The following is a 22,181-nucleotide window of genomic DNA, read 5'->3' on the forward strand; positions in this document are numbered from 1 at the left end:
GTATATTTAATGAAGGAAAGCAATCAGGGGGATCATATGGACTTTCAAATACAGTCGCTGTCTTTTTTCGTTTTACAAGTAGAAGGTCAGGGAGAAAATGCAAACAAATCGTTTAAACATTATCAAACAATGAATGAGGAACAATATTTCTATAGCCCTTTAAGAACATTTTTAGATGGGGAATTAATGAAAATTACAAAAAGGAAAGTGGAAAGAAACGCAAAGAGTGATCAAGTCCCTACTAAGATAGGTCACTTCGTCGTGGAACCGGGCCATGAATTAGATACAAATCCAAACTATAATTTATTTCAACGACTCCGCTATGCGGAAAACTTGGATGAGTTCAAAGAAGAAAGCGAGAAGCTCGTTCGAAATTACATGAACACCAGTTCCATTCGAGGCGGTGCCATGCTCGTTGTTCGTGCTAAATTAAACAAATATTTGGATGACCCGTTTATCTTCATTTTGAAATGCGATTTCGAACAAAAAGTAGCTACTATCACAGATGAAACTTCGCTGATTCAACATGTTGAAAGGGCGATTACGACGAAAAACATGAAGTCGATTCAATACCCCTTCATGCCGGAAGAAGGCATGCTTGAAGAATGGGAGCTGAAAATCCATCAATCTTCTCACGCTAGGTACTTCGAGGATTTCTTAAAGTACGTAGAGTATCACAAAACGATGACGGACATCGTTAAAGATCAAGTGATTGAATCGGCGACGCAATTTATTTCAGAGACGTATGAAGAGGATAGTGAAGAGCGGATACAAGAAGAGGAGTCCATCGAAGCTTGGTCCAACACGCCAGAGCGTCAGATGCAGGAAAAGTGGACAGAGGAGCAAGTGGTAGAAGCATCAGCCCCAATCATTGAGCATCAACCTGAAATCGAGATGAAGCTGAAGCTCGATCATATAGATGTGAAAGCACTCTTGTCCGATTTCAGCGAAAACCTTCATATTGCCAAAGTGAACGGCAAGTATGTAATTTTAATTGAAGGCGAGTCGTTTTCGTTTGATAAGAGCGTCTCACCTGTGGAATTTTTACAGCCGGATACGTTGGAGAATGTGTTGAAGCGAATTGGAAAGTAGCATGCCAGCGAAAAAAATGAAACGATTGGCTCATCAACTTAAATTGAAAGTTGGAAGTTTGGGGTGTTTTTCTTCAAAATCAAAATCTTACAGCACCCCAAGCTCGCCCATCAATTAAATGATCTTATTATTTTCTCTACGAATATTCTTAATTCTTCTATACATTGTTTTATCGTCTAATTTATAGAAATTTTTTATACCGGGACATAAATTCCCCTCGATGATCCAAACGTGACCCTCTCTATCTACCCCAACATCCAAGCCCATGATTGTCTGTTTTTTCCAATAGGAAGCAAGTCTTTTTGTTGCAATCAATACGACACGTTCTATTTCCTTCATTATCTCTTTTCTATTTCTTGCTATATCATCATTTGCTTTTCCTAAAGCAGAAGTTACTGGAAGAACAATCCCCCCACTTAATCCATTGTTAGTTACCATAAAACCTTTTCCAGCTACTTTTGATACCATCCCTGTTACGTGCCACTCACTCGATCCCTTTCGCCTTTGCACAACCACTCGAATGTCAAAGGGTTTATTTTCATAGGTGGCAAGGTCAATGTACCTTTGAACAATATACGTTCGTTGAAGACTATGTTTTCGTTTTCTAATAAACTTCTCAATATAAGAAAGTGTTTCTTTCTCACTGGTGTAAATATTCTTTTTATTTTTTAAATGAATTTCATATTGGGATTCACCTAAACGAGAGACCTTTAAAATATTCCTTCCTCTTCTTCCTATTACTGGCTTAAAGACGACTTTATTGTATTTTCGTAAATAGTTCCACAGTATTTCTGGGGTGAATTTAGCCGTTTCCGGTAAATGAGGTTGTAAATTTCTATTTTTCATCATAAGCTTATGTTTTTTCCATTTACTTCCTCCAGTGTATCTCAAAATTCTTCCTCCTTCTTTATAAAAGTTCCTATTCCTCAGTTAACCTTGCCTTCCTTTATAATCCTTAAGGTAAAGTATCAAACTTACACACTTTCGTTATAACAATATATGTAAATATAGTAGATTTGGAATAATGAAGGTAACCACTTATATAAATTTAATGAAAAGATACATGAAGGGGAATTTTGAAAAATGAAAAACGCCCTTAAAAAGAAGGGCGCAGTAAGAAAATCAAACGTTATTAAGCATTTAATTATGGAGATCAACGAGACCTGGGGCATGCTCATTTGGCATCTCAGGCATTTCAGGAACCGGATAGCCTTGTGGAGGATCAATGACTGATAATCCTTCTCCATTTCTGCTTGGCGTTGTGCCCTGAAAGATATCACCGATTCGAGTATCATCTAAGCGGAAATTGAATTGAGCATTATGGAATCCCATCTCGACATATTTACGGCATTCTGGGTACTTATTCAAATCGTAATTTGGAATCGGGAAAAGTTTCCCCCAATCAACACCCAATGTTTCCAATGCTTTGGCAAAGGCATTTTGATGGGCATTATCCCTTACAATCAAGAAAGCAATTGTTTCCCTTAGCGTTTTATTGTTACTCATCTCATAAATTCTTGACTTCTGTAAAACACCAGTGGATTCCAGTACAACATTATTAAGTAGATTGGCTACAAGGTTTCCGTGGTCATATACCCAGGAACCGTTCCATGGATTGCGCCTGCATCAACCGGTAAGGAAGATTTAGCACCCATAATATAATGATGAGGGTTTGCGCCAGCTTGTATGACATCATCTAATGGTGCACCGTCAGAAGCCTGGTTTCCGGGCATATCTCCGCCGGATTCGTTTAAAAGTTGATTAATTGTCGTTTGAACAAGTTCCACGTGACTAAGTTCTTCAAGAAATACCCCTCTAATCAAGTCACGATATTGTTTCGCTTTCCCCCTGAAATTGGCACTTTGGAATGAGAATTGCATCAGAGTTCTCATTTCACCAAATTGACCCCCTAGGGCTTCTTGGAGAACTTTTGCAGCATGAGGATCTGGTTTATCAGGCACAATCATATTAATTAAGTCTTCTTTATAAAAATACTTATTCACATCCACCTTCCAAATAAATTCTATTTTATTTTGCCATAATGATATTAATCATATTCTATGAAGATATAGGAAAAAAATTTGAGTTAAAGAATCAATGAAGATAGTGTTTGTTTATCAAACGGAATTATTTCCATGTTTTCGTATACCTCAGCCGTCTCGAGTTTTTTTGACAAGCAAGCAAGGAATTACTTCTAAGGAGACTAACAAAAAAAAGATTCGGATTATCACAAACGATAATCCGAATCTTTTATACTATTTGGGCTAGTTATGACCCATTTTTTTATTGCACTCTAACGACTACGCCTCTGAAATTATCTGCCCAATAGCCGCTGTTCATACTGGCAACTGCTACACCGGTAGAGCTTTGAGAACCGATGAACTGACCGTTCCCCATGTAAATCCCCGCATGACCATTTGTCTTGTAAGTGTCAAAGAAGACAATGTCTCCTGGACGCATTTCACTTGTTGATACACGTTGCCCTGAGCTAACGAGACCATCTGTATTGTAAGGTAAGCTAATTCCAACTTGAGAGAAAGACCAAGCTACGAAACCGGAGCAGTCAAACCGACCATTAGCTACATCATAAGCTGAACGTCCTCCACCAAATACATAAGTAGAGTTCCCAATATACTTGCGACCAACTTGCGTTACTGCGGTCGACCCTCCACCACTTGATGCCGTAGCATTAGACGAGCTGTTGTTGCTGCTAGTGTTTGACACGTTACTACTTGACTCATTGGAGCTACTTGAATTGTTAGAACTGTTATTGCTAGATTGATTTGACGTGTTGCTTGAATTGTTAGAACTATTGTCGCTAGATTCGTTTGACGAGTTACTTGAATTGTTAGAGCTATTGTTACTAGTTGACGAACTATTATCTAATGAATGACTTGAATTTTCTGCTGTGCTGCTATTGTTAGAGCTGTTTGAAGAGCTGGTATTGATTGATGAGTTATTATTGGATGAGCTAGTAGCTGATGAATTACTGCTCAACTCACTATTGTTTGATGAGTTGCTTGAGTTTTCAGCCGAGTTGCCATTTGAGTTAGCTGAACGTGATGACTCGTTGTTGCTTTCCTCTTGATCTGCTTGCTCTTCTTGTTCTTGCTGCTCAGCAGCTAAGCGGTCTTCTTCAGCTTGACGCTCTGCCTCCGCTTGACGCTCTTCTTCTTGACGAGCTTCTTCAGCGATTCTTTCTTCTTCTGCGATACGTGCTTCTTCTTGGCGTTGCTTTTCAGCTTCAATTCTTTCTTGAATATCTGCTTCTGCTGACTCAAGGTTCTCATCTTCTTCTAAAAGTTGAGCCATCATTTCTTCTGTTTGTGATTCTTTTGATTCTAGGTCTTGTTTTAGAGAATCATTTTGCACTTGTTGATCCTCCATATGTTTATGCATACCTTCCATTTCCGTATGTAGGTCAGTAAGCTCGTCCAATTTTTCCAAAACAGAAGCTTGCTTCGCTTCCAATGTCAGTTGATTTTGTTCCAGGATTTCAATGAAGTCAGTGTCCGCTTGCGCAATTCTTGAAATCGTAAACACCCGACTAACAAAGTCACTGAAGTCTTCAGAGCCTAAAATAACTTCTAAATATCGTGCATTCCCACCATTCTTCTGATAAGCGTTAGCCCGATCTTTTAAGAGGTTAAATCTCTGTTCAATATCTTCCTCTAACTCTACGATTTCCTCTTCCATTTCTTCAATCTCTTCTTCTGTCCCAGCAATCTCTTCTTGTGTGTCGTTCATTTTAGCTTCGTTATCAGCGATTGCTTCATACACCCGGTCAATTTGCTCGTTGAGGTTATCAATCTCTGTTAATACTTCCATTAATTCTTGCTCTGCTTCTGATAGGTTAGATTGAATTTCTGACCTTTCAGACTGAATCTCACTCTTTTCTTCTTCCAATGCCTCTGTTGCTTCCGCATAACCAGAAGGTAAAACAAACAGACTACTCATTCCCACCGCTGCAATAAATCCCATGATTTTTTTCAATACTTCCCCCACCTTACACCTCTAAGTTATATTGTCCCGTAAAATCTATGTATCTATCTGTCAAATCTTTTTTTCTCTCGTAATCTTTTCCAAAGAATGGTGAAATATGACTCACTAGGTAGAATAGTACCATTCAAAAATCACAGGAATGTAATAGGAATGTTACAATCTGATTGCAAAGTGTAATTTTGGACATAATATGACTATTTTTTAAATTTTCTGCAAAAAATAAAACAGGCTATATAAATGCCTGTTTTCCCTTGATATATCAGCAATCACATTCATTTCCTGAAATCATTATCACCCTATTTATGAGCTGTGATGAAATTTGTCAATAAATTCAGCAATCTTTTTGTCATCTAGGCAAGTCGTATATCTTTCTTCCCAATCTAGATGAATTTTGTTTGCTTCAAATAAATAGCCTGCACCTATTTTCATGTACCCTTTATAATGGTTCGTTAGTATTTCAATCGCTTTAGCGAACTTTTCGTCCGTCCCTGGTGCTACGGTTTCCCTATAAAGGTCGACGATAACGTCACCATCTTGCTCAGGGAAGTATTCATGAGGATCTGTACTGTCAAATAAGCAGGTACTTAATTGTCTTATTACAACCATATCAATACTTTCTGGATCAAATCCGCAATGGTAGACTTCGACATCATATCCTTTATTCTCAGCTTCTCGAGCGACTTTTTTCAATAATGTTGATTTCCCCGTTCCTGCCCGCCCTTTAATGAGATACCTTTTGTTTAACCCATCTGTTAGATTAGGAATAAAATCAATGACCCCTTTTGCTGTGGAGGCACCGAAGAAACGGTGCTTGGTAGATTGCTGTCGTTGCTGGTATTTAGTATGCTGAAAGATCTCTGTGATCAGGCGATTGGTTACCTGGTTCGCTTGATCAAAGTTCATTTGGTTAATATAAATTTCTTCTAATCCGTCGTGAATATCTAATCCTTTTTCAAAGGAATCTTGAGCTTTTTGAAAGTACTCATACATTTTTTCTTGATTGGGGTTGATCTCCAAGTCCTGTTGAAAACATTCGTGATCAATATGATAGGTTTTGACTTCCCCTTCGAATCCAGCATGGACTAGGTCCCCATCGTACACACCCCTTTGCAGGTTCGAGTTAATCACTCCATCCAATCCATCCAAGAACGAAGAACTATGAATGAATTCTACATCGTCACCTTTCGATAACCAGTCGTCCGCTATTTGTTGCATGATGATGGACTTCGTTGATTTCAATTTGCTTTTCAATGAGACAGCGTGGTTAAGCTGACTGAAATTTGATTCATAAAGTTGATAAAATCCTTTAGCGGTATGATCTCCTGCAAAATAATGAAGGGCTTTCCCCGACATACGCACACTCTCCTTTTTCAATAGGTAGCCTATTCTTATGTTTCTAGGCTATGCAGGAGTGGTCAACAGGTGAATAAACTTAAGGAACTCTCAAACAGCTCTCCTCAAACCGACTACAGAACGATCTACGTGCGGGCTACTTGACCTAGATTTTCCGAAACACTAAAAAAACAGCAGAGACTTGAAGAAAGTCTCCGCTGCTTACTTACTATCATATGCAAATAGCCGTCCTGATGCTGACTATTTCTTTTTGAGATAAGCATCATCTATTTACCTTCGACTGTGTCCTTCGTCTCTTCAATCAACCGTAGCTGATTTTCCACTTGTTCCTCTGTTAATCCATGTTCAGCAATATAGCGATTTCTTGGATGGACTCTGCACTCATGCGAACAAGCCCGTAAATAAAAAGCTTCATTTTCTTCAGATGCTAAAATCTGTTTATTACATTCTGGGTTTGCACAATTAACATACCGTTCGCAAGGCTCATTCGTAAAGTGGTCTCGGCCAACTACGTTATGCTCCACTTGATTAACAGGAACTGTAATTCGTTCATCAAACACGTAGCACTGACCATCCCATAGTTTCCCTTTCACTTCAGGGTCTTGACCATACGTGATGATTCCTCCATGGAGCTGAGAAACATCTTCAAATCCTTCATTTAACAACCAACCGGAGAACTTCTCGCAACGAACGCCGCCCGTGCAGTAGGTCAACACTTTCTTATCGGCAAACTTCTCTTTATTTTCTTGAATCCAATCCGGCAATTCACGGAAGCTCTCAATATCCGGGCGAATAGCCCCTTTGAAATGACCTACATCATACTCATAGTCATTCCGAGCATCGATGACCACCGTATCGGGATCTTGCATTTTTTCATAAAACTCTTTCGGGCTTAGGTAGTTTCCGGTCTGTTCATTCGGATTAATGTCGTCTTCTAACCTTAACGTGACTAGTTCACTACGGTGCCGAACGTGCATTTTCTTGAACGCGTGCCCCTCTGTTTCTTCTATCTTAAATACCATATCTTCAAACCGAGGATCTTGACGCATCACATTCATATAAGTTTCCGTCTGCTCAAAAGTCCCAGACACCGTCCCATTAATCCCTTCTTCAGCAATAAGAATCCGCCCTTTTAAGCCCAGCTCTTTGCAAAACTGGAGATGAGCGTCCGTTAACTCTGCAGGATTTTCTATTTGGACATACTTGTAATAAAGCAACACGCGATAGGTTGAATCGTTCATAACATTTACCACCTTTAACTAACTTTAATATATATTTCCTTTATAAAGCTACCCAGAAAGTAAGTTGGATAACTTGATCAGACCCTAATCAAACCGCCAACGTCGTTAAACTCCCAAGTTGGCGACGTTCAGATGAGATTCTTAACCCCAACGTCGTTAAACTCTCAAGTTGACGACGTTCAGATGAGATTCTTAACCCCAACGTCGCTAAACTCCCAACTTGACGACGTTCAGATGAGATTCTTAACCCCAACGTCGTTAAACTCCCAAGTTGGCGACGTTCAGATGAGATTCTTAACCCCAACGTCGCTAAACTCCCAACTTGACGACGTTCAGATGAGATTCTTAACCCCAACGTCGCTAAACTCCCAACTTGACGACGTTCAGATGAAATTCTTAACCCCAACGTCGTTAAACTGAGATCTTCTCCATGAAAAGCAAGTTTACGGAGGTTTCATTAATCCCAAAGATAAGAAATTTTATATATTTTGAGATCTTCCCTCAGACCTTTTATATAGAAGAAGGAGAGGCTAAGCTGATAAGAATAATGAAGAACAAGTGAAGTAGGAATTTCCTCTTCCCTTCACATTAAAAGCAATCAAAGCTCTTCCACTCTTTATATTTTTACCAAATCTATTCCCTCTCTTCAAGAGAGCCTTTTAAAAAAGTCCGTAGAATAGTATACCAAAAATAGACACGAATTCACAAAGGATAAAACTTACAATACTCATCGCATGAATTTCGAGCAGTTAGGGTAATGCTCAGTTATAGATAGATATACTTTCGAAGATGAAGGAGAACACGCTGATGAAGTTAGGTTATGCTTGTATCAATACAGAACTGCCGACCCGCTTTAAGACGTGTCGATTGGCCACTTATCAAAAAAATGGCACCGACGTGATTAAACCTTTAACGATCAACAATTTGCAAAATGTCCTCTTTGCTTTGAAATGGAATATAGAACATGACATTTTCTTTTTTCGCATTAGCTCTGACATTGTTCCTTTAGGAAGTCATGAAGAAATGACGTGGGAATGGTGGAAAGATGATGACGTGCTGAACTTAACGGATGAAATTAACCAATTGCGAGATTCTCATGACATGCGCTTGTCTATGCACCCTGGTCAATATACCGTGCTCAGCACACCAAAAGAAAAAGTATATGAACGCGGCATTGATGACCTTGAGTACCATGACCGTTTATTGAACTTAGTAGGTGGCACAGATATCATTATTCATGGCGGCGGGGCTTACGGAGACATAGAAAAAGCGAAACAACGCTTTGCAGAAAACTATACTACACTCTCTTCAAGTATAAAAAACAAGCTACGACTAGAAAACGATGACGTCACTTATACACTTAAAGATGTTCTCGATATCTATGACCTGTGTGCCATCCCGATCTGTTTCGATATTCATCACCACCGATGCAATCACGATGACACCCCTCTTGAGCCAATGCTGGATCGCGTATTCCGTTCGTGGCCAAAAGGATGGATACCTAAAGTTCATATAAGTTCCGGAAACGAGCATAAGACAGACCGAAGACACCATGACGTTGTGTTCAAAGACGATTTCCAAAACCTTCTCAACGTCCTAAACGGCCAAGATGCTGATATTATGCTGGAGGCAAAAAAGAAGGAACAAGCAGTGTTGAAAATACAGCAGGAAGTGTTTAACCAGGGGGACGGTTCTTGCTGTTAAGATGTGTAGCACTTACCTAGGATGACCCACCCGATTTGTGGCACTCCCTCAACTATTTGTTGCATTCCGCACACGATTTGTGGCACTCTCTCAACTTTTTGTTGCGCTCCGCACACGATTTGCGGCACAAAAAAAGACCATCTCTCCACGAACGATTCATGTTCGAGAGATGGTCTTTCTTAATCTGATTAACCTAAAAAGTCAAAACCGACTGGCATACTGAAACCTAAGTACAAAGTAACCAGTAAAGAGATCACTAATCCGATAGCCATGCCCTTGGCAGGCTTGCCTTTTTTCAGTTTTACCAATACCATTTCGGCAAAACCGATGACCGCTATACCGGAGACAAACTTGATGCCATACATCATATGGTCGTTCCCGGCGAAATGGAAAAATAAAATGCCTCCTGTGATAATGATCAGGATGTAAAAAAGTCTCAGCGTCATATGTACGATTTTCATTTGTTTTGCCATGCCATTTTTAAATAACGCTAGGGCCACAACAAATAAAATCAGAGCGACGACCCATGTTAAAATATGGGGATGTGTTGAAGTGAACAAGTCATTTCCTCCTTTTTTTTCATAAACCTTTAATGTTTAAACTTATACAAGCTCCTCATTTATCTTAAACCTTTCCAAAACAGAAATAAAGAAAAACCCTCTTTTCAAGCCTAAAATTTATTTCGTTGCGCCTCTAAACTAAAAACGTTACGATCAAGAAAGGTTTCATTATTTAATCTGGAGCACCTTAGCTTCGGTCAGAAAAGAGGCAATGAAATGAACCAAGTGGAATCTAAAGACGTAAGCATTGGCATTGCTGCTGGTACAGGCGCTTATTTACTCTGGGGGTTTCTTCCTATCTATTGGAAACTGGTCGATCATATTCCATCAATGGAAGTATTAGCTCACCGCATTGTCTGGTCTCTTCTATTTATGATCATCATGTTCTTCGCTCTTAGAAAAGCCAGTCAGTTAAGTTACGATATTCGCTATTTGATCACCCATCCGAAAATCATTGCAGGGATTTCACTATCTGCCTTTTTTATTAGCGTGAACTGGGTGTTATTTATTTGGGCGGTAGCAAATGAACGTATTGTCGAAGTAAGCCTTGGCTATTATATTAATCCTTTATTTAACGTGTTATTAGGCGTACTATTTTTCAAAGAATCCTTAACTTTTTGGCAAAAAATATCCGTTGGTTTGGCCTTCATAGGCGTTAGTGTCCTGACCTTTTCCTTTGGGCAAGTTCCCTATATCGCTCTTCTATTAGCCTTCAGTTTCGGGATGTACGGGTTAATTAAAAAGCAAACAAAGATAGGTGCCATGACGGGCCTCACCATCGAAACTTTGCTGTTAACGCCTGTGGCTTTAGGGTTTCTCATTTGGATTCATGGAGACTTTTCATCTTTGTTTTACAGTGATGAGTCAGGGACCGCCTTCCTTCTTATTGGAACAGGTATAGCCACAGCCATTCCATTACTGCTATTCGGAATTGGTGCTCAAAAGATTCCCCTGTCCTTTATTGGCTTTTTGCAATATATCGCACCGACGATCATGCTCATTCTCGGTGTCATTTTTTACGGGGAAGCTTTTACACCGATTCATGCTGTGTCGTTTACGTTTATTTGGATTGGTTTGATCATTTATTCCTTCGCTAAAACGTCTTTCATGATCAAAATGGCGCCGAAATGATTACTAGTAAATCCTTGGAATAGTCTTCTCCGTTGATGTGAACGATATAGGTAAATATGATAGAGGAGTTTACTTATGAACCAGACGATGACTTTTATCTTAGGACTGATTGGCGGAACAGTAGGTTTCTTTTATACATTGTATGCCGTTTATTATGGCATTACGGATGAGTTTGTCTTTGGCGAATCCTTCGTGATTGGCACCAGTATGGCGGCGATGACAATTAGCACGATTGCAATCGTTGGGGCCTCTTTTGTGAAACTACGTCCAAAGTTATCAGGGTGGATTATGATTATTACAGGACTGTCTCTCCCTCTATTTATTAGCACATTCGGCTTTGTACCGCTCGTATTTCTCGTTCCAGCAGGGTTAAAAGAAATTTCGCGAAAAAGCTGACATTTCTTGGTGAAAATACACGATTAGCCTAGTTCCTCCTCGGGAATATGGAACATATACTGCACATATATTGTCTTATTCATTTGGAGGGATGTTACATTGGTTTCACAAGAAGATAAAACATTAGCTATGCTCATTTATCTCATTAGTTTTTTCACCGCTTTTCTCGGTCCATTAATTATTTGGCTGATGAAAAAGAACGATTCAACGTTCATTGACCATCACGGGCGAGAATACTTAAATTTCTTTATTTCTTACACCGTTTACGGAATCATCAGCGCCATCCTCATCATTGTTCTAGTTGGGATTGCCTTAGCATCGATTCTAGGTATTGCTGCGTTTGTCTTTACAGTGATTGCTGCAATAAAAGCGTTTGGCGGAGAATATTATCGATTCCCATTGATTTTTAGACTTCTATAATCACGACAGCTCTTCCATCCCGGGAGAGCTGTTTTTCGTTGAGTAAATTAAATTACCATTCAAGTTCTCCTTGTTGCATACTTTAAAGAAGTAAACACAATTTTCTCCGAGGTGGTCAATCATGTTGAAAGTAGCGGGCATCCAAATGAACTCAACTCTACACGAGAAGCAAAAAAACCGTAAGAAAGCAATAAATTTAATAAAACAAGCTGCTAAAAACGGTGCAAAAATCATCTGTTTACCTGAATTATCGATGACAGGATATCATGTGAATAAAGAGAGTATACCGGAGCTAGCAGAACATACTGATGGAGAAACCGTTCAGGTCTTTCGTGATTTAGCCAGTCAACTTTCTGTCGTTCTCATCGTTCCTTTTTTGGAATTAGACTCAAAAAATACAAACAACTATATATCAGCTGCAATCATTGATACCGATGGGGCCTTATGTGGCATTCATCGAAAATCCATGCTGTGGGGAGATGAAAAACAAATGTTTACCCCTGGAGACAAAACCTATCAGGTATATGAAACGTCCCTTTGTAAAATAGGGGTATTAATTTGTTATGATATCGAATTCCCCGAACCTGCTAGATCCCTTGCTGTCAAAGGAGCAGAACTTCTGTTCGTCCCATCAGTTTGGAGTGTGCCAGCTGTATCAAGGTGGGACATTCAACTTCCGGCTAGAGCCCTTGATAATTCTCTATTTGTATTCGGTGTAAATGCTGCAGGGGAGCATACTTGCGGGAAAAGCAAACTCGTTAGTGCCGAAGGAGAAGTGATGATTGAATGTAATGGAAATTCAGAAGAAATCATTTATGGAGATGTGGATCTTCCATCTCTCAAAACCACTCGGAAAAAGATCCCTTACTTGAAAGATCTTCCGGCTGATTGGAGACGAGATTGTTGATTTACGTGAAATCGACAATAACCAACAAAATTAGTTATGCAATGATCATAAGTTATCTAAATATTCTATTTTAAAAACCAATTAAAAAAACCTTTTATTACAAGGATTCAACCAGTCTTATTTATTATCTGAAAATTTATTTGTAGAAATACGTGTATAACTATGCTAAAATCATTTTTATCATACAGTTCTTTTAACCTAGGAACGATGATGACCTTTTTTTCTTTTAAATAGTTCCAATATTAGGGCTATTTAAAATATATTTAAAAAACATAAGGGGGAAGAAAAGTGAAGAAACTGTTATTTATTTTTGCACTTGTATTTTTAGCTGTAGTCGCCGTAGCATGTGGAGACTCCAATGCAGATGGGGAGATGCCTGAGTACACCGTAGCAACGGATTCAAACTATGTACCATTTGAATACTTGAATACGGATACGGGAGAGATGGAAGGCTTCGACATTGACTTAATTAATGAGATTGCCGACCGAGTTGGGTTTACCATTGATTTAGAAGTTGTGGAATTCGATGGCATTGTTTCCGGAATGGGAACAGGCCGCTATGATATCGGGATCGCAGGTATGACGATCACAGAAGAGCGCGCAGAAAACTTCGATTTCTCTGATCCATACTACGATGCAGGTCTCATCTTAGCTGTTCGAGCTGATGAAGAAGAAATTGAATCGATTGACGATGTAGGCGAGCGTCCTATCGCTACAAGAGCTGCTACAACTAGTGAAACATATTTAGTTGAGAATACCGATGCAGAAGTACGAACGTTCCCAGACATTGTCAATGCGTACCAAGATTTGATTGCAGGACGTGTAGACGGTGTTATCTATGACATTCCGAATGTTCTTTATTACATGGATACAGAAGCTATTGGAGAAATGAAAACAGTCGGTGAACGTTTAACTGGTGAGCAATATGGTATTGCCTTCCCTGAAGGATCCGAGCTGACTGAACAAGTAAATGAAGCCCTTGCTGAAATGAGAGAAGATGGAACATATGGAGATATTTACGAAGAGTGGTTTGGTGAAAGACCAGACGACGAATAATCAATCTCATTACTATAAAAAGTTGGAACACAACAAGCGCCCTTGTTGTGTTCCAACGCCTACATACTAACTTATTTAGAAGGAGGCGGCACTTCCAATGTTGGAAAATTTAACAGAAATATTTACTAGTCCGCACTACCGGGATACCCTCCCCTTCATTATTAGAGGCCTTCAATTAACGTTAATCGTCACCTTTGTCGGTGTATTTTTCGGGTTTATTTTAGGAAGTATTTTTGGACTAGCCCGACTTTCAAAGAGCAAAATCATATATGCCATTGCCACGGTCTATATTGAATTAGTTCGCGGAACACCGATTCTCGTTCAGGCATTATTCTTATATTTTGCAGTTTCTGATTTTTTCGGAATTAACTTCGATGCATTAACAGCAGGAATTATTGCTATTGCCATCAATGCAGGAGCCTATATTGCTGAAATCGTGCGCGGTGGGGTTGAATCGATTGATAAAGGCCAAATGGAAGCTGGACGTTCCATCGGGTTAAGTTCAACTCAAACGATGAGGTACATCGTTTGGCCACAAGCATTTAAACGGATGATTCCTCCTCTTGGAAATCAATTTATTATTAGTTTAAAAGATACGTCTATTTTTGCCGTCATTTCATTAGGGGAAGTGACCTATTTAATGAGACAGTATGTGAGTACTACAGGGGATCCATTTATCCCCTATATCATGCTCTGTTTCGCTTACTTGATCATCACGATCCCGGCCATGGTACTATTAAGGCGTATTGAACGGAGGTTAGATGTCTAATGATTAAAGTTACAGATTTGCACAAGTCATTCGGAGATAATGAAGTGTTAAAAGGTATCGATGCAGAAGTACAGGAAAAAGAAGTCGTTTGTGTCATCGGCCCATCTGGTTCTGGTAAAAGTACGTTTTTACGTTGCTTAAACTTGTTAGAAGAAATCACTGCCGGGGATGTAGTCATTGACGGAGAAAGCCTGATGGATCCTAAAATCAATATTAACAAACTACGGTCACAAGTAGGGATGGTATTCCAACACTTTAACTTGTTCCCTCACATGACCGTATTAAAAAATGTCACCTTAGGTCCCTTGAAAGTGAAAGACACCTCCCCTGAAGAAGCGGAAAAACTGTCACTTGATTTACTGGAAAAAGTAGGTTTATCTGACAAAGCTCACGTGTATCCAGGAAGTTTATCAGGCGGTCAAAAGCAGCGAGTCGCTATCGCAAGAGCCCTTGCTATGAGTCCGAAAGTGATGCTTTTTGATGAGCCAACCTCCGCCCTCGACCCGGAATTAGTCGGCGACGTTCTTGGTGCCATGAAAGATCTAGCTAATGAAGGTATGACGATGGTGGTGGTCACTCATGAGATGGGCTTCGCCAGGGAGATGGGCGATCGTGTCTTATTTATGGATGAAGGAGTCATTATGGAAGAAGGTCCACCGGAAAACATCTTCGATAACCCGCAGCACCCGCGTACGCAAGAGTTTTTAAGTAAAATATTATAACAATTATGCTAGCTTGAGATAAACACTCAAGCTAGTTTTTTGTTTTCGTCACTTTATCAACCTCTACACTACTATTTGCTTACAAGGCTTCATAAGATGAAGCATACCTCTTTAGTAAAGGAGAACCTTTCATGAATATACGCGTGCGGCAAGGCGATAGCTTCTGGTATTATAGTCAATTGTTCCAACTGCCTCTTCAACTCATTCTCGACTCCAACCGAGATACGAATCCATCGGCTTTGCAAATAGGCCAAATTGTAAGAATTCCAGGCTACTTTATTAGCTTTTATACGATTCAGTCCGGAGATTCTTTCTGGAGAATTTCTCAACAGCTAGGTTTGAACGTAGATCTACTCGTCTTACTTAACTCATCTATCAACCCCTTTGCCTTGCAAGTGGGACAACAAATCAATGTTCCAGTCAGGGTACAATCCCCTATCGTCCAAGGTAGACGAAATTATGATTCTGCAGCACTCGTTTCGGACATTAATCAACTGACTGAAATTTACCCTTTTATATCCACAAACGTCATCGGTCAATCTGTGATGGGTAAGGACTTAATTGAACTCCGACTTGGTCAAGGATCTAAGACCGTTCACATGAATGGTTCTTTCCATGCCCATGAATGGATAACGACACCGATCTTAATGCAGACGTTGAATGAGTATTTATTAGCCTTAACGAATTCCCAGCCGATTCGGGGACTGACAATGTTGCCCTATTATAATGCTGTTTTACTTTCCATTGTCCCAATGGTGAATCCTGATGGGGTGGACTTAGTCATCAATGGTCCTCCAGATGAAGAACCGTTTAGAAGTGAAGTCATTGAGATAAATAATGGTAGTTTAGATTTCTCTGGATGGAAAGCGAATATTCGAGGAGTCGACTTGAATAACCAATACCCTGCCCTGTGGGAAGAAGAAGCTGAAATCAAACCGAAGCAACCTTCTCCTAGCAACTTCCCTGGATATGAACCTTTATCTGAACCAGAATCCATTGCGATGGCCGACCTCACAAGGGCAGGAGATTTCGCTCAAGCCCTTGCCTATCACACACAAGGGAAAGTCATCTTCTGGGGATTTCAAGGACTTGAACCGCCAGAATCAGAAATCATCGTCCGTGAATTTGAGCGGGTGAGCGGCTATCGTCCAATCCAATACGTTCAAAGTTTCGCCGGTTATAAAGATTGGTTTATACAAGAATGGCGCAGACCAGGTTTCACGATTGAATTAGGTCGCGGTGTCAACCCTCTCCCGATCGAACAATTCGACGAGATCTATCAAGAAAACCTCGGGATTTTCCTAGTTAGTCTTATGTCTTGAGACAAACCAAAAGGACGGTTGTTGCGGTAAATTGGGCCAAGAGAACCGTCCCTCTGGTTGCTACGCATTCAATTGTATGTCTCTTTCCTCTGAAGTATAAATGATACTTGAATTTGCACTCTTTATTTGCGCTCACATCAATCGATGGATCGATATAAAATTGCAAATAGAATCCGTTTTCTGCGTTCTCTACTTCATAGGATAACTCTTTGTCGTCTAATTCGAAGCGGAATTGAAGAACGTTGGAAATAAATGATTTCAGTTCATCGTTAGTAAGTTGTTGCAATATTTTTTTCTGGTCTTCACCTATAAATAAATTTTCTCTAAAGAAAACTCCTTCATCTTTGAACAATTCCTCTAAGTCATTTTCCCAATAGGAGAAACCCGCCGTAACCCTGCGTTTCTTTAATTGGAAAATGTTCATTGATCTTTAAAAAGACAATTCTTCCTCCACCCAATAGTAATACTCAGGATCAAATTGCGCAGTGTGGTCCTTATATGAATACACTTTTGGAGACTCAGAGTAACAAATATTGTACTTGAAATTCCTTCGAAAATTATATTTATTATCTAAGTATGGGGCGATCAACGTTGTATAAAGCATTCTCCCTTCTTCATTTCCAAGTAAAGACTCTGTGGAGTTTTTTATGAACGATTTTCTTGCTCCACTTGAAAACCGGCTTAAGATCGACTTGTTTAACATTAGCGCGTTTGCAATGCTATCAGACATTTCTAAGTTTTGATGAGATTTCGTAAAGTGATCGTAAATCAGATTAAATAAGAGCAATGGGATCATGACACTGATTAATGAGGTAACAATGTCAATGTAGAAACTCACCCACGTGATTGTGCCGAGAAAAATATTTAGCAAAACGACCACTAGTAATAATAAAAGTAAGACGACAAAAAATAACAATTGGATGCTTTAACAAACGATGAATAGGGAAACAAAGATGGAAGGTGATGCTTATGAATATACATAAACTACTAAAAATAATTTTTGGTGTCGCAATCGTCGGAGTGATCCTCTACGGTGTGAATGTGGGATTGTTTTACTTTAATCAAGAGGATATTCTCTTTCAAGAACCAGATCTTTCAGAAGAGAGGGCAGCCGAGGTCGTTCGTGAAAATGATAGGGTCGAAGAAATAACGATGGAAGTTGAGGAAGGTGTCTCACTCCATGGATGGTTATTGGAAAGCCAAAGTGAGTCCTCAGATCCGGCACCGCTCCTTATCTATTTTGGCGGAAACTCGGAAGAACTCTCAAGGTCTTTCGATCAGTTTAGTTCAATGGATGACTGGTCGGTGTTGCTGATGAACCATCGAGGATATGGCCTAAGTGAAGGAACGCCTAGTGAAAGGAACTTATTTCATGACGCCCGCTATATGTATGATGAACTGACTGCTCGAGAAGACATCGATTCCAGTCGAGTAGTAGTCATGGGACGCAGCATGGGCACCGCTCCTGCCACTCACTTATCAAAAGAACGAGACGTGTCAGGAACAATCCTTGTTTCTCCATACGACACTCGCACCCGTCTTATGGAACACCGACAACCTTATTTACCGGTAAAGTGGCTTATTCGTCACCCTTTTAAACTCAGTGAAAAAGCCGGTGAAATCGACTCTCCTCTTCTAGCTTTTCTTGCTACAGAAGATGAAGTCATCCCACCCGAGCATTCCGAAGTAACCGTGGAATCATGGAGTGGGGAAGCAGAAATCGTTTGGCTAGAAGGCTATGATCACAATGACTTGCAAGGAAGCCCTGATTTCTTGGACAACATCCATCGGTTTTTAGACGAAGTTCAGTAAAGGAGTATGATTTTTTATTTGCAGATGGTCTTTATGGGCTGTCTGTTTTTATTTGGGGGTTAAAAACGGCCTGCGGGACACAGCTCCTCTCAAACCGACTACAGAACCATTCAAACGGGATACAGCTCCTCTCCCTTGAACCCCTGAACGAAAATATACGTACAACAAAAAAGCTGCCTAGAGGAGCGTCAATCACTCTTCTAAGACAGCTTTGATTTCAGTTATTGCTTAATCAATGTTTTGCGACGGTCACGAAATCCTCTAACAATTCGCAGTAACATTGGACGATCCATCTCCAAGCTAGGTTCATTAGCTTTAGCTAATAAATCACGAGTATTGTCATCGTGGAAATAAATTGTACGATTTAAATACGGTTTAAACACTTGCAACGGCTCATTCAGCTTCAGTTCTTCCAAGGATAACGTCGAATAGTCCTCATAGGGTATCAATTCAATCGCCTGAAAGTCCATGCCCTCTTTAATGGCTTCCATGATGAGATGATTGTCAGGTGGAGATGGATTGACGAGATTGTACACATGATTCTTCTTCGCCCGTGTCAAACCAGCGACGAGAAGTTTCGTAATATAATCCACTGGGACAATATGCGTCGTATCCTCTAGCCCAACTAATATTTTCATCTTCTTATCTGACAGACTATCTCTAGATCTGGCCATCTTTTTCTTCAGTAGTTCAACGGCCCTCATTACGCCGTACATCCCAAAATTCGTATCTGCTTCTCCAGTTTCAGAGTCACCAATAATAATTGCTGGTCGCATAATGTGTACATCAAAACGATCTTGATAAGACATCACTGCATGCTCAGCGTGACATTTACTCTCTTCATAAGCATTTACAAAGTTGGAGTCAAGGGGATACAGTTGTTCAAATCCTTCTTTGCGATCTCCCAGGGTATACGCTGTACTAACATGGATAAATTTGGACACTTGCATTTGTTCTGCTAACGCTAGCAAGTTTTTCGTTCCTTGTACATTGATTTCAAACAACGCATCCCGATCGTTTGGATCAAAGGACAAATAGGCTGCGCTATGATAAACCGCATCAATCGTGCCTGTTAATTCCTTCATATTTACAACCGATAGACCTAACTTCTCTTTTCCTAAGTCTCCTTCGATAATATGCACTTGTTCTTGCTCTTTTTGTGATAAGCGATTGAAGAGTTGGTCTGCCTTCTTCTGGCTTCGCACTAAAACATATACATCGTGACCTTCTTCTACCAATCTATTCACTAAATCCATTCCTAAAAATCCTGTGCCACCAGTTACAAAAACATTCATAGGTGAAAAGCTCCTTACTTACTCTTTATTTCAAAACTACGATGATCCATAAACGAACGTCCAATAAAATCTGATTTTCAAGTCTATTTTACACTATCAAGACGTTGTTTGATAGTGATACGGGCTATATACATAATCTTCAAGATTGCTAGGAAAGAAACTATGATGTTCTTCGTTCCGGGTTTGAAGTGCTCGTAAACAGCATCGTGACTACCCAACCGACTAGGCTGATGCTATACACTGGCAACAGTCCTGGAATGAGCCCATTCATTATATAAACAATTCCTATAGCTAGAAGACATAGCAAGATTTTTAATGGGGACATGACCAGACGCTTCAACGGCTCCATAAAATCTTGTTTAGAAAAGCTCACTTGTTCTTTTTCTCCTGATATTAGTCCAAAGGTCATTCCCCACATCAAAAATAAAAGAAAGAGACCCACCGTACTAAAACTGAAAAAGTAAAAGGCAAATCCATCAAACAATCTGATAATGTTTAAATTCACAAGCATGAATAAGGTAACACTCATTATGATGACCGCCATGATATTCCCTTTTAAAAATACTCTTCGATACGTTTGCCAGAAAGTTTTAAACATGGGGGGTTCCTTTCCCTGATGCCATGAAGTCATGAGGCTACACATAGCCACCCAGGCTGGATAAAACCCGAACAAGACTAATCCCATTAAAGTGAACAGTAACCATAATAAATTGGCAAAAGCGATTTTCATCATCCAATCAGCGACACGGTAAATGAATCCAGAAGTACCTGAAAGCTGCATGTTGCTCACTCCTTGTCATAGAGAAATTCTGAAGAGTTGCCAACCCTCACTTCTCTTGTTATGTAAAAAGAAAGAGTAATCATCAAAAGATGACTACTCACGTCCAAACAGATTTTAATATGTGACCTTTACATTCTACCTCTAATTCGTTGTTCTCGCTAGACCCAACGATAGAGAAAGGTTGATTTTGTTTTGGTAATACAAGGTTCGTCATCGTTTGTTCCCCATCGTTCACAAAGACTTCAACCGATCCACGATCCACAATGAGTTGCAATGTCACCCATTCTCTCTCTGATTCGATCGGTGCGATCGTTTCCGCTGGGAAATCAGCATGAAATTGACTGTGCTTCATTTCTTTGCGATTGACAGACACTTCTTTTCGATCGACCTCAATGGTTAAGGCTTCTTTCTGATCGTTTAAAGAATGAAACAAAGAGAAGGTCACTTTCTTAAGCTCTTCACTTTTCAACTTGAAATTCATGATAAATGGTCTCTCCGGTTGTTTACAGATCACCGAAGATTCTTTGTTCAATTTAATCGTTTCATCCATTAGTGTGTTCATAATTAAATCATTTACTTCTCTTATCGGTTGTTGAATAAGCTTTACATTTCCTCGGACGGTGCGCTTCAAGCTAACTTCTCTAGGCAAGGACATGGCGCTACGCCACGGATCAGTCGGTACTTGATTGGCATATTGCCAATTACTCATCCAAGCTAACCAAATCCGACGGCCATCTTGTGCTGGAATATCTGAAAAGGATTGCGTCGCATAGAAATCTTTACCATAATCTACCCACAGCACGTCTTCAGCAGATGGATCTTCCACAAACTGCTCCCCATCAAATTCTCCAAGGAAATATTGTCCTCCCGAACCGCCAGCAATCGCACCTTCTCCAATATCTACTTGAAGGACCCATTTCGTTTCATCCGTATCTCGAACCTGCAGTTCGAAGAGGTCTGGACATTCCCACACCCCACCGTGTGCGCCTGTGCCTTCACCAAATCGACTAGCATACGTCCATTCAATTAAGTTAGATGAGGTATAGAACATGACTTCCTGCCCCGCTGCCAAAACCATGATCCATTTTTTCGAAGGCTCATGCCAGAGGACTTTAGGATCTCGAAAATCTTTTATTACAGGATTCGGTATGACGGGATTCCCCTCATATTTTATCCATGACCTTCCTTTGTCTAAACTATAGGCGATACTTTGTTGTTGAAAATCGCCATCAGCACTCGTATACATGGCAACCAATCCATGTCCACCACCAAAGAATCCACTGCTATCATGCCAATCTACGACCGCACTCCCAGAAAAGATCATGCCTAAATCATCAGGCTCAAGAGCTATAGGAAGATGTTTCCATTGGAGCATATCTTCGCTTACTGCATGCCCCCAATGCATCGGCCCCCATTCTTTCCCGTCAGGATGATATTGATAAAACAGGTGATATTCTCCTTCGTAATAAACCATCCCGTTCGGGTCATTCATCCACTGTGATTCAGGAGTGAAATGAAGATGTGGTCGGTAAGGTTCCTCGTAATTCGTCGTAAGCGTCTTGCTTTCCAATTCGTTATCCATAGTCATCGTTAGCACTCCTTATTTGTAAATCGTTTA

At 40.1% G+C, this 22,181-nt stretch carries 22 protein-coding genes and 1 pseudogene; 11 read left to right on the forward strand and 12 right to left on the reverse strand.

The annotated features are described in order from the left end of the window. The first annotated feature begins 36 nt into the window (after window positions 1-36). Complete coding sequence (locus CR194_RS09730) at window positions 37-1,092, forward strand: DUF3900 domain-containing protein (protein ID WP_110609472.1); 1,056 nt, start codon at window positions 37-39, stop codon at window positions 1,090-1,092. 114 nt (window positions 1,093-1,206) lie between these two features. On the opposite strand, the gene CR194_RS09735 is transcribed toward CR194_RS09730, so the two are convergent. The 6 genes and pseudogenes from CR194_RS09735 to CR194_RS09760 all read right to left on the reverse strand — a co-directional run bounded on the left by CR194_RS09735 (window position 1,207) and on the right by CR194_RS09760 (window position 8,094). Further along, on the reverse strand, window positions 1,207-1,983 hold the full coding sequence (locus CR194_RS09735) for a YheC/YheD family protein (protein ID WP_110609473.1): 777 nt from the start codon (window positions 1,981-1,983) through the stop codon (window positions 1,207-1,209). A 249-nt stretch (window positions 1,984-2,232) separates the two neighbouring features. Next, window positions 2,233-3,059 (reverse strand): annotated as a pseudogene (locus tag CR194_RS09740) (manganese catalase family protein). Window positions 3,060-3,375: 316 nt separating this feature from the next. After that, window positions 3,376-5,085: a C40 family peptidase gene (locus CR194_RS09745; protein WP_233254303.1), complete on the reverse strand. Its 1,710-nt coding sequence runs from the start codon at window positions 5,083-5,085 to the stop codon at window positions 3,376-3,378. Between the two features lie 309 nt (window positions 5,086-5,394). Then, on the reverse strand, window positions 5,395-6,447 hold the full coding sequence (locus tag CR194_RS09750; protein WP_110609474.1) for a hypothetical protein: 1,053 nt from the start codon (window positions 6,445-6,447) through the stop codon (window positions 5,395-5,397). A 266-nt stretch (window positions 6,448-6,713) separates the two neighbouring features. Continuing rightward, the gene (gene trhO / locus CR194_RS09755) at window positions 6,714-7,688 is read right to left on the reverse strand and encodes an oxygen-dependent tRNA uridine(34) hydroxylase TrhO (RefSeq protein WP_110609475.1); all 975 of its coding nucleotides are present in this window, start codon (window positions 7,686-7,688) and stop codon (window positions 6,714-6,716) included. Window positions 7,689-7,776: 88 nt separating this feature from the next. Next, on the reverse strand, window positions 7,777-8,094 hold the full coding sequence (locus CR194_RS09760) for a hypothetical protein (protein ID WP_110609476.1): 318 nt from the start codon (window positions 8,092-8,094) through the stop codon (window positions 7,777-7,779). Window positions 8,095-8,495: 401 nt separating this feature from the next. Between CR194_RS09760 and uvsE the strand changes: the two genes are divergently transcribed. Further along, window positions 8,496-9,392, forward strand: a complete 897-nt coding sequence (gene uvsE / locus CR194_RS09765; protein ID WP_110609477.1) for a UV DNA damage repair endonuclease UvsE — start codon at window positions 8,496-8,498, stop codon at window positions 9,390-9,392. 188 nt (window positions 9,393-9,580) lie between these two features. On the opposite strand, the gene CR194_RS09770 is transcribed toward uvsE, so the two are convergent. Beyond that, window positions 9,581-9,952, reverse strand: coding sequence for a YisL family protein (locus CR194_RS09770; protein ID WP_110609478.1), 372 nt, complete (start codon window positions 9,950-9,952; stop codon window positions 9,581-9,583). A gap of 216 nt (window positions 9,953-10,168) precedes the next feature. On the opposite strand from CR194_RS09770, the gene rarD reads away from it, so the two are divergent. From rarD to CR194_RS09810, 8 genes are all read left to right on the forward strand, one after another. Further along, window positions 10,169-11,083 carry an EamA family transporter RarD gene (gene rarD / locus CR194_RS09775; protein ID WP_110609479.1) on the forward strand — a complete coding sequence of 305 codons (915 nt, stop codon included), beginning with the start codon at window positions 10,169-10,171 and terminating at the stop codon, window positions 11,081-11,083. Window positions 11,084-11,158: 75 nt separating this feature from the next. Further along, window positions 11,159-11,479, forward strand: coding sequence for a hypothetical protein (locus CR194_RS09780; RefSeq protein WP_110609480.1), 321 nt, complete (start codon window positions 11,159-11,161; stop codon window positions 11,477-11,479). Window positions 11,480-11,578: 99 nt separating this feature from the next. Beyond that, entirely contained in the window at window positions 11,579-11,899 is a 321-nt protein-coding gene (locus CR194_RS09785; protein ID WP_233254304.1) for a DUF4870 domain-containing protein, read from the forward strand. A gap of 121 nt (window positions 11,900-12,020) precedes the next feature. After that, a complete protein-coding gene (locus tag CR194_RS09790; protein ID WP_110609481.1) occupies window positions 12,021-12,806 on the forward strand; it encodes a nitrilase-related carbon-nitrogen hydrolase in 786 nt (261 codons plus the stop codon). 288 nt (window positions 12,807-13,094) lie between these two features. Continuing rightward, on the forward strand, window positions 13,095-13,862 hold the full coding sequence (locus tag CR194_RS09795; RefSeq protein ID WP_233254305.1) for a transporter substrate-binding domain-containing protein: 768 nt from the start codon (window positions 13,095-13,097) through the stop codon (window positions 13,860-13,862). A gap of 97 nt (window positions 13,863-13,959) precedes the next feature. Then, window positions 13,960-14,631 (forward strand): amino acid ABC transporter permease, encoded by a 672-nt coding sequence (locus CR194_RS09800; protein ID WP_110609482.1) that lies wholly within the window; start codon window positions 13,960-13,962, stop codon window positions 14,629-14,631. Beyond that, window positions 14,631-15,353 (forward strand): amino acid ABC transporter ATP-binding protein, encoded by a 723-nt coding sequence (locus CR194_RS09805; protein WP_110609483.1) that lies wholly within the window; start codon window positions 14,631-14,633, stop codon window positions 15,351-15,353. Before CR194_RS09800 ends, CR194_RS09805 begins: the two co-directional genes overlap by 1 nt. A gap of 131 nt (window positions 15,354-15,484) precedes the next feature. Further along, window positions 15,485-16,675, forward strand: coding sequence for a M14 family metallopeptidase (locus tag CR194_RS09810; protein ID WP_110609484.1), 1,191 nt, complete (start codon window positions 15,485-15,487; stop codon window positions 16,673-16,675). Here CR194_RS09810 and CR194_RS09815 read toward each other — a convergent pair. Together CR194_RS09815 and CR194_RS09820 are read right to left on the reverse strand one after the other, a co-directional pair. Continuing rightward, window positions 16,665-17,099 carry a hypothetical protein gene (locus CR194_RS09815; RefSeq protein ID WP_110609485.1) on the reverse strand — a complete coding sequence of 145 codons (435 nt, stop codon included), beginning with the start codon at window positions 17,097-17,099 and terminating at the stop codon, window positions 16,665-16,667. The genes CR194_RS09810 and CR194_RS09815 overlap by 11 nt on opposite strands. 6 nt (window positions 17,100-17,105) lie before the next feature. Then, entirely contained in the window at window positions 17,106-17,513 is a 408-nt protein-coding gene (locus CR194_RS09820; protein WP_146035930.1) for a hypothetical protein, read from the reverse strand. A gap of 131 nt (window positions 17,514-17,644) precedes the next feature. Between CR194_RS09820 and CR194_RS09825 the strand changes: the two genes are divergently transcribed. Next, window positions 17,645-18,487 (forward strand): alpha/beta hydrolase, encoded by an 843-nt coding sequence (locus CR194_RS09825; protein WP_158282227.1) that lies wholly within the window; start codon window positions 17,645-17,647, stop codon window positions 18,485-18,487. Between the two features lie 221 nt (window positions 18,488-18,708). Here the strand turns inward: CR194_RS09825 and CR194_RS09830 are convergent, their stop codons facing one another. From CR194_RS09830 to CR194_RS09840, 3 genes are all read right to left on the reverse strand, one after another. Continuing rightward, a complete protein-coding gene (locus CR194_RS09830) occupies window positions 18,709-19,782 on the reverse strand; it encodes an SDR family NAD(P)-dependent oxidoreductase (RefSeq protein ID WP_110609488.1) in 1,074 nt (357 codons plus the stop codon). A 160-nt stretch (window positions 19,783-19,942) separates the two neighbouring features. Then, entirely contained in the window at window positions 19,943-20,563 is a 621-nt protein-coding gene (locus CR194_RS09835) for a YesL family protein (RefSeq protein WP_110609489.1), read from the reverse strand. 97 nt (window positions 20,564-20,660) lie between these two features. Beyond that, complete coding sequence (locus CR194_RS09840; protein ID WP_110609490.1) at window positions 20,661-22,151, reverse strand: glycoside hydrolase family 32 protein; 1,491 nt, start codon at window positions 22,149-22,151, stop codon at window positions 20,661-20,663. Window positions 22,152-22,181 lie beyond the last annotated feature (30 nt).

This window comes from Salipaludibacillus keqinensis, assembly GCF_003226325.1.
GTDB lineage: Bacteria > Bacillota > Bacilli > Bacillales > Salisediminibacteriaceae > Salipaludibacillus > Salipaludibacillus keqinensis.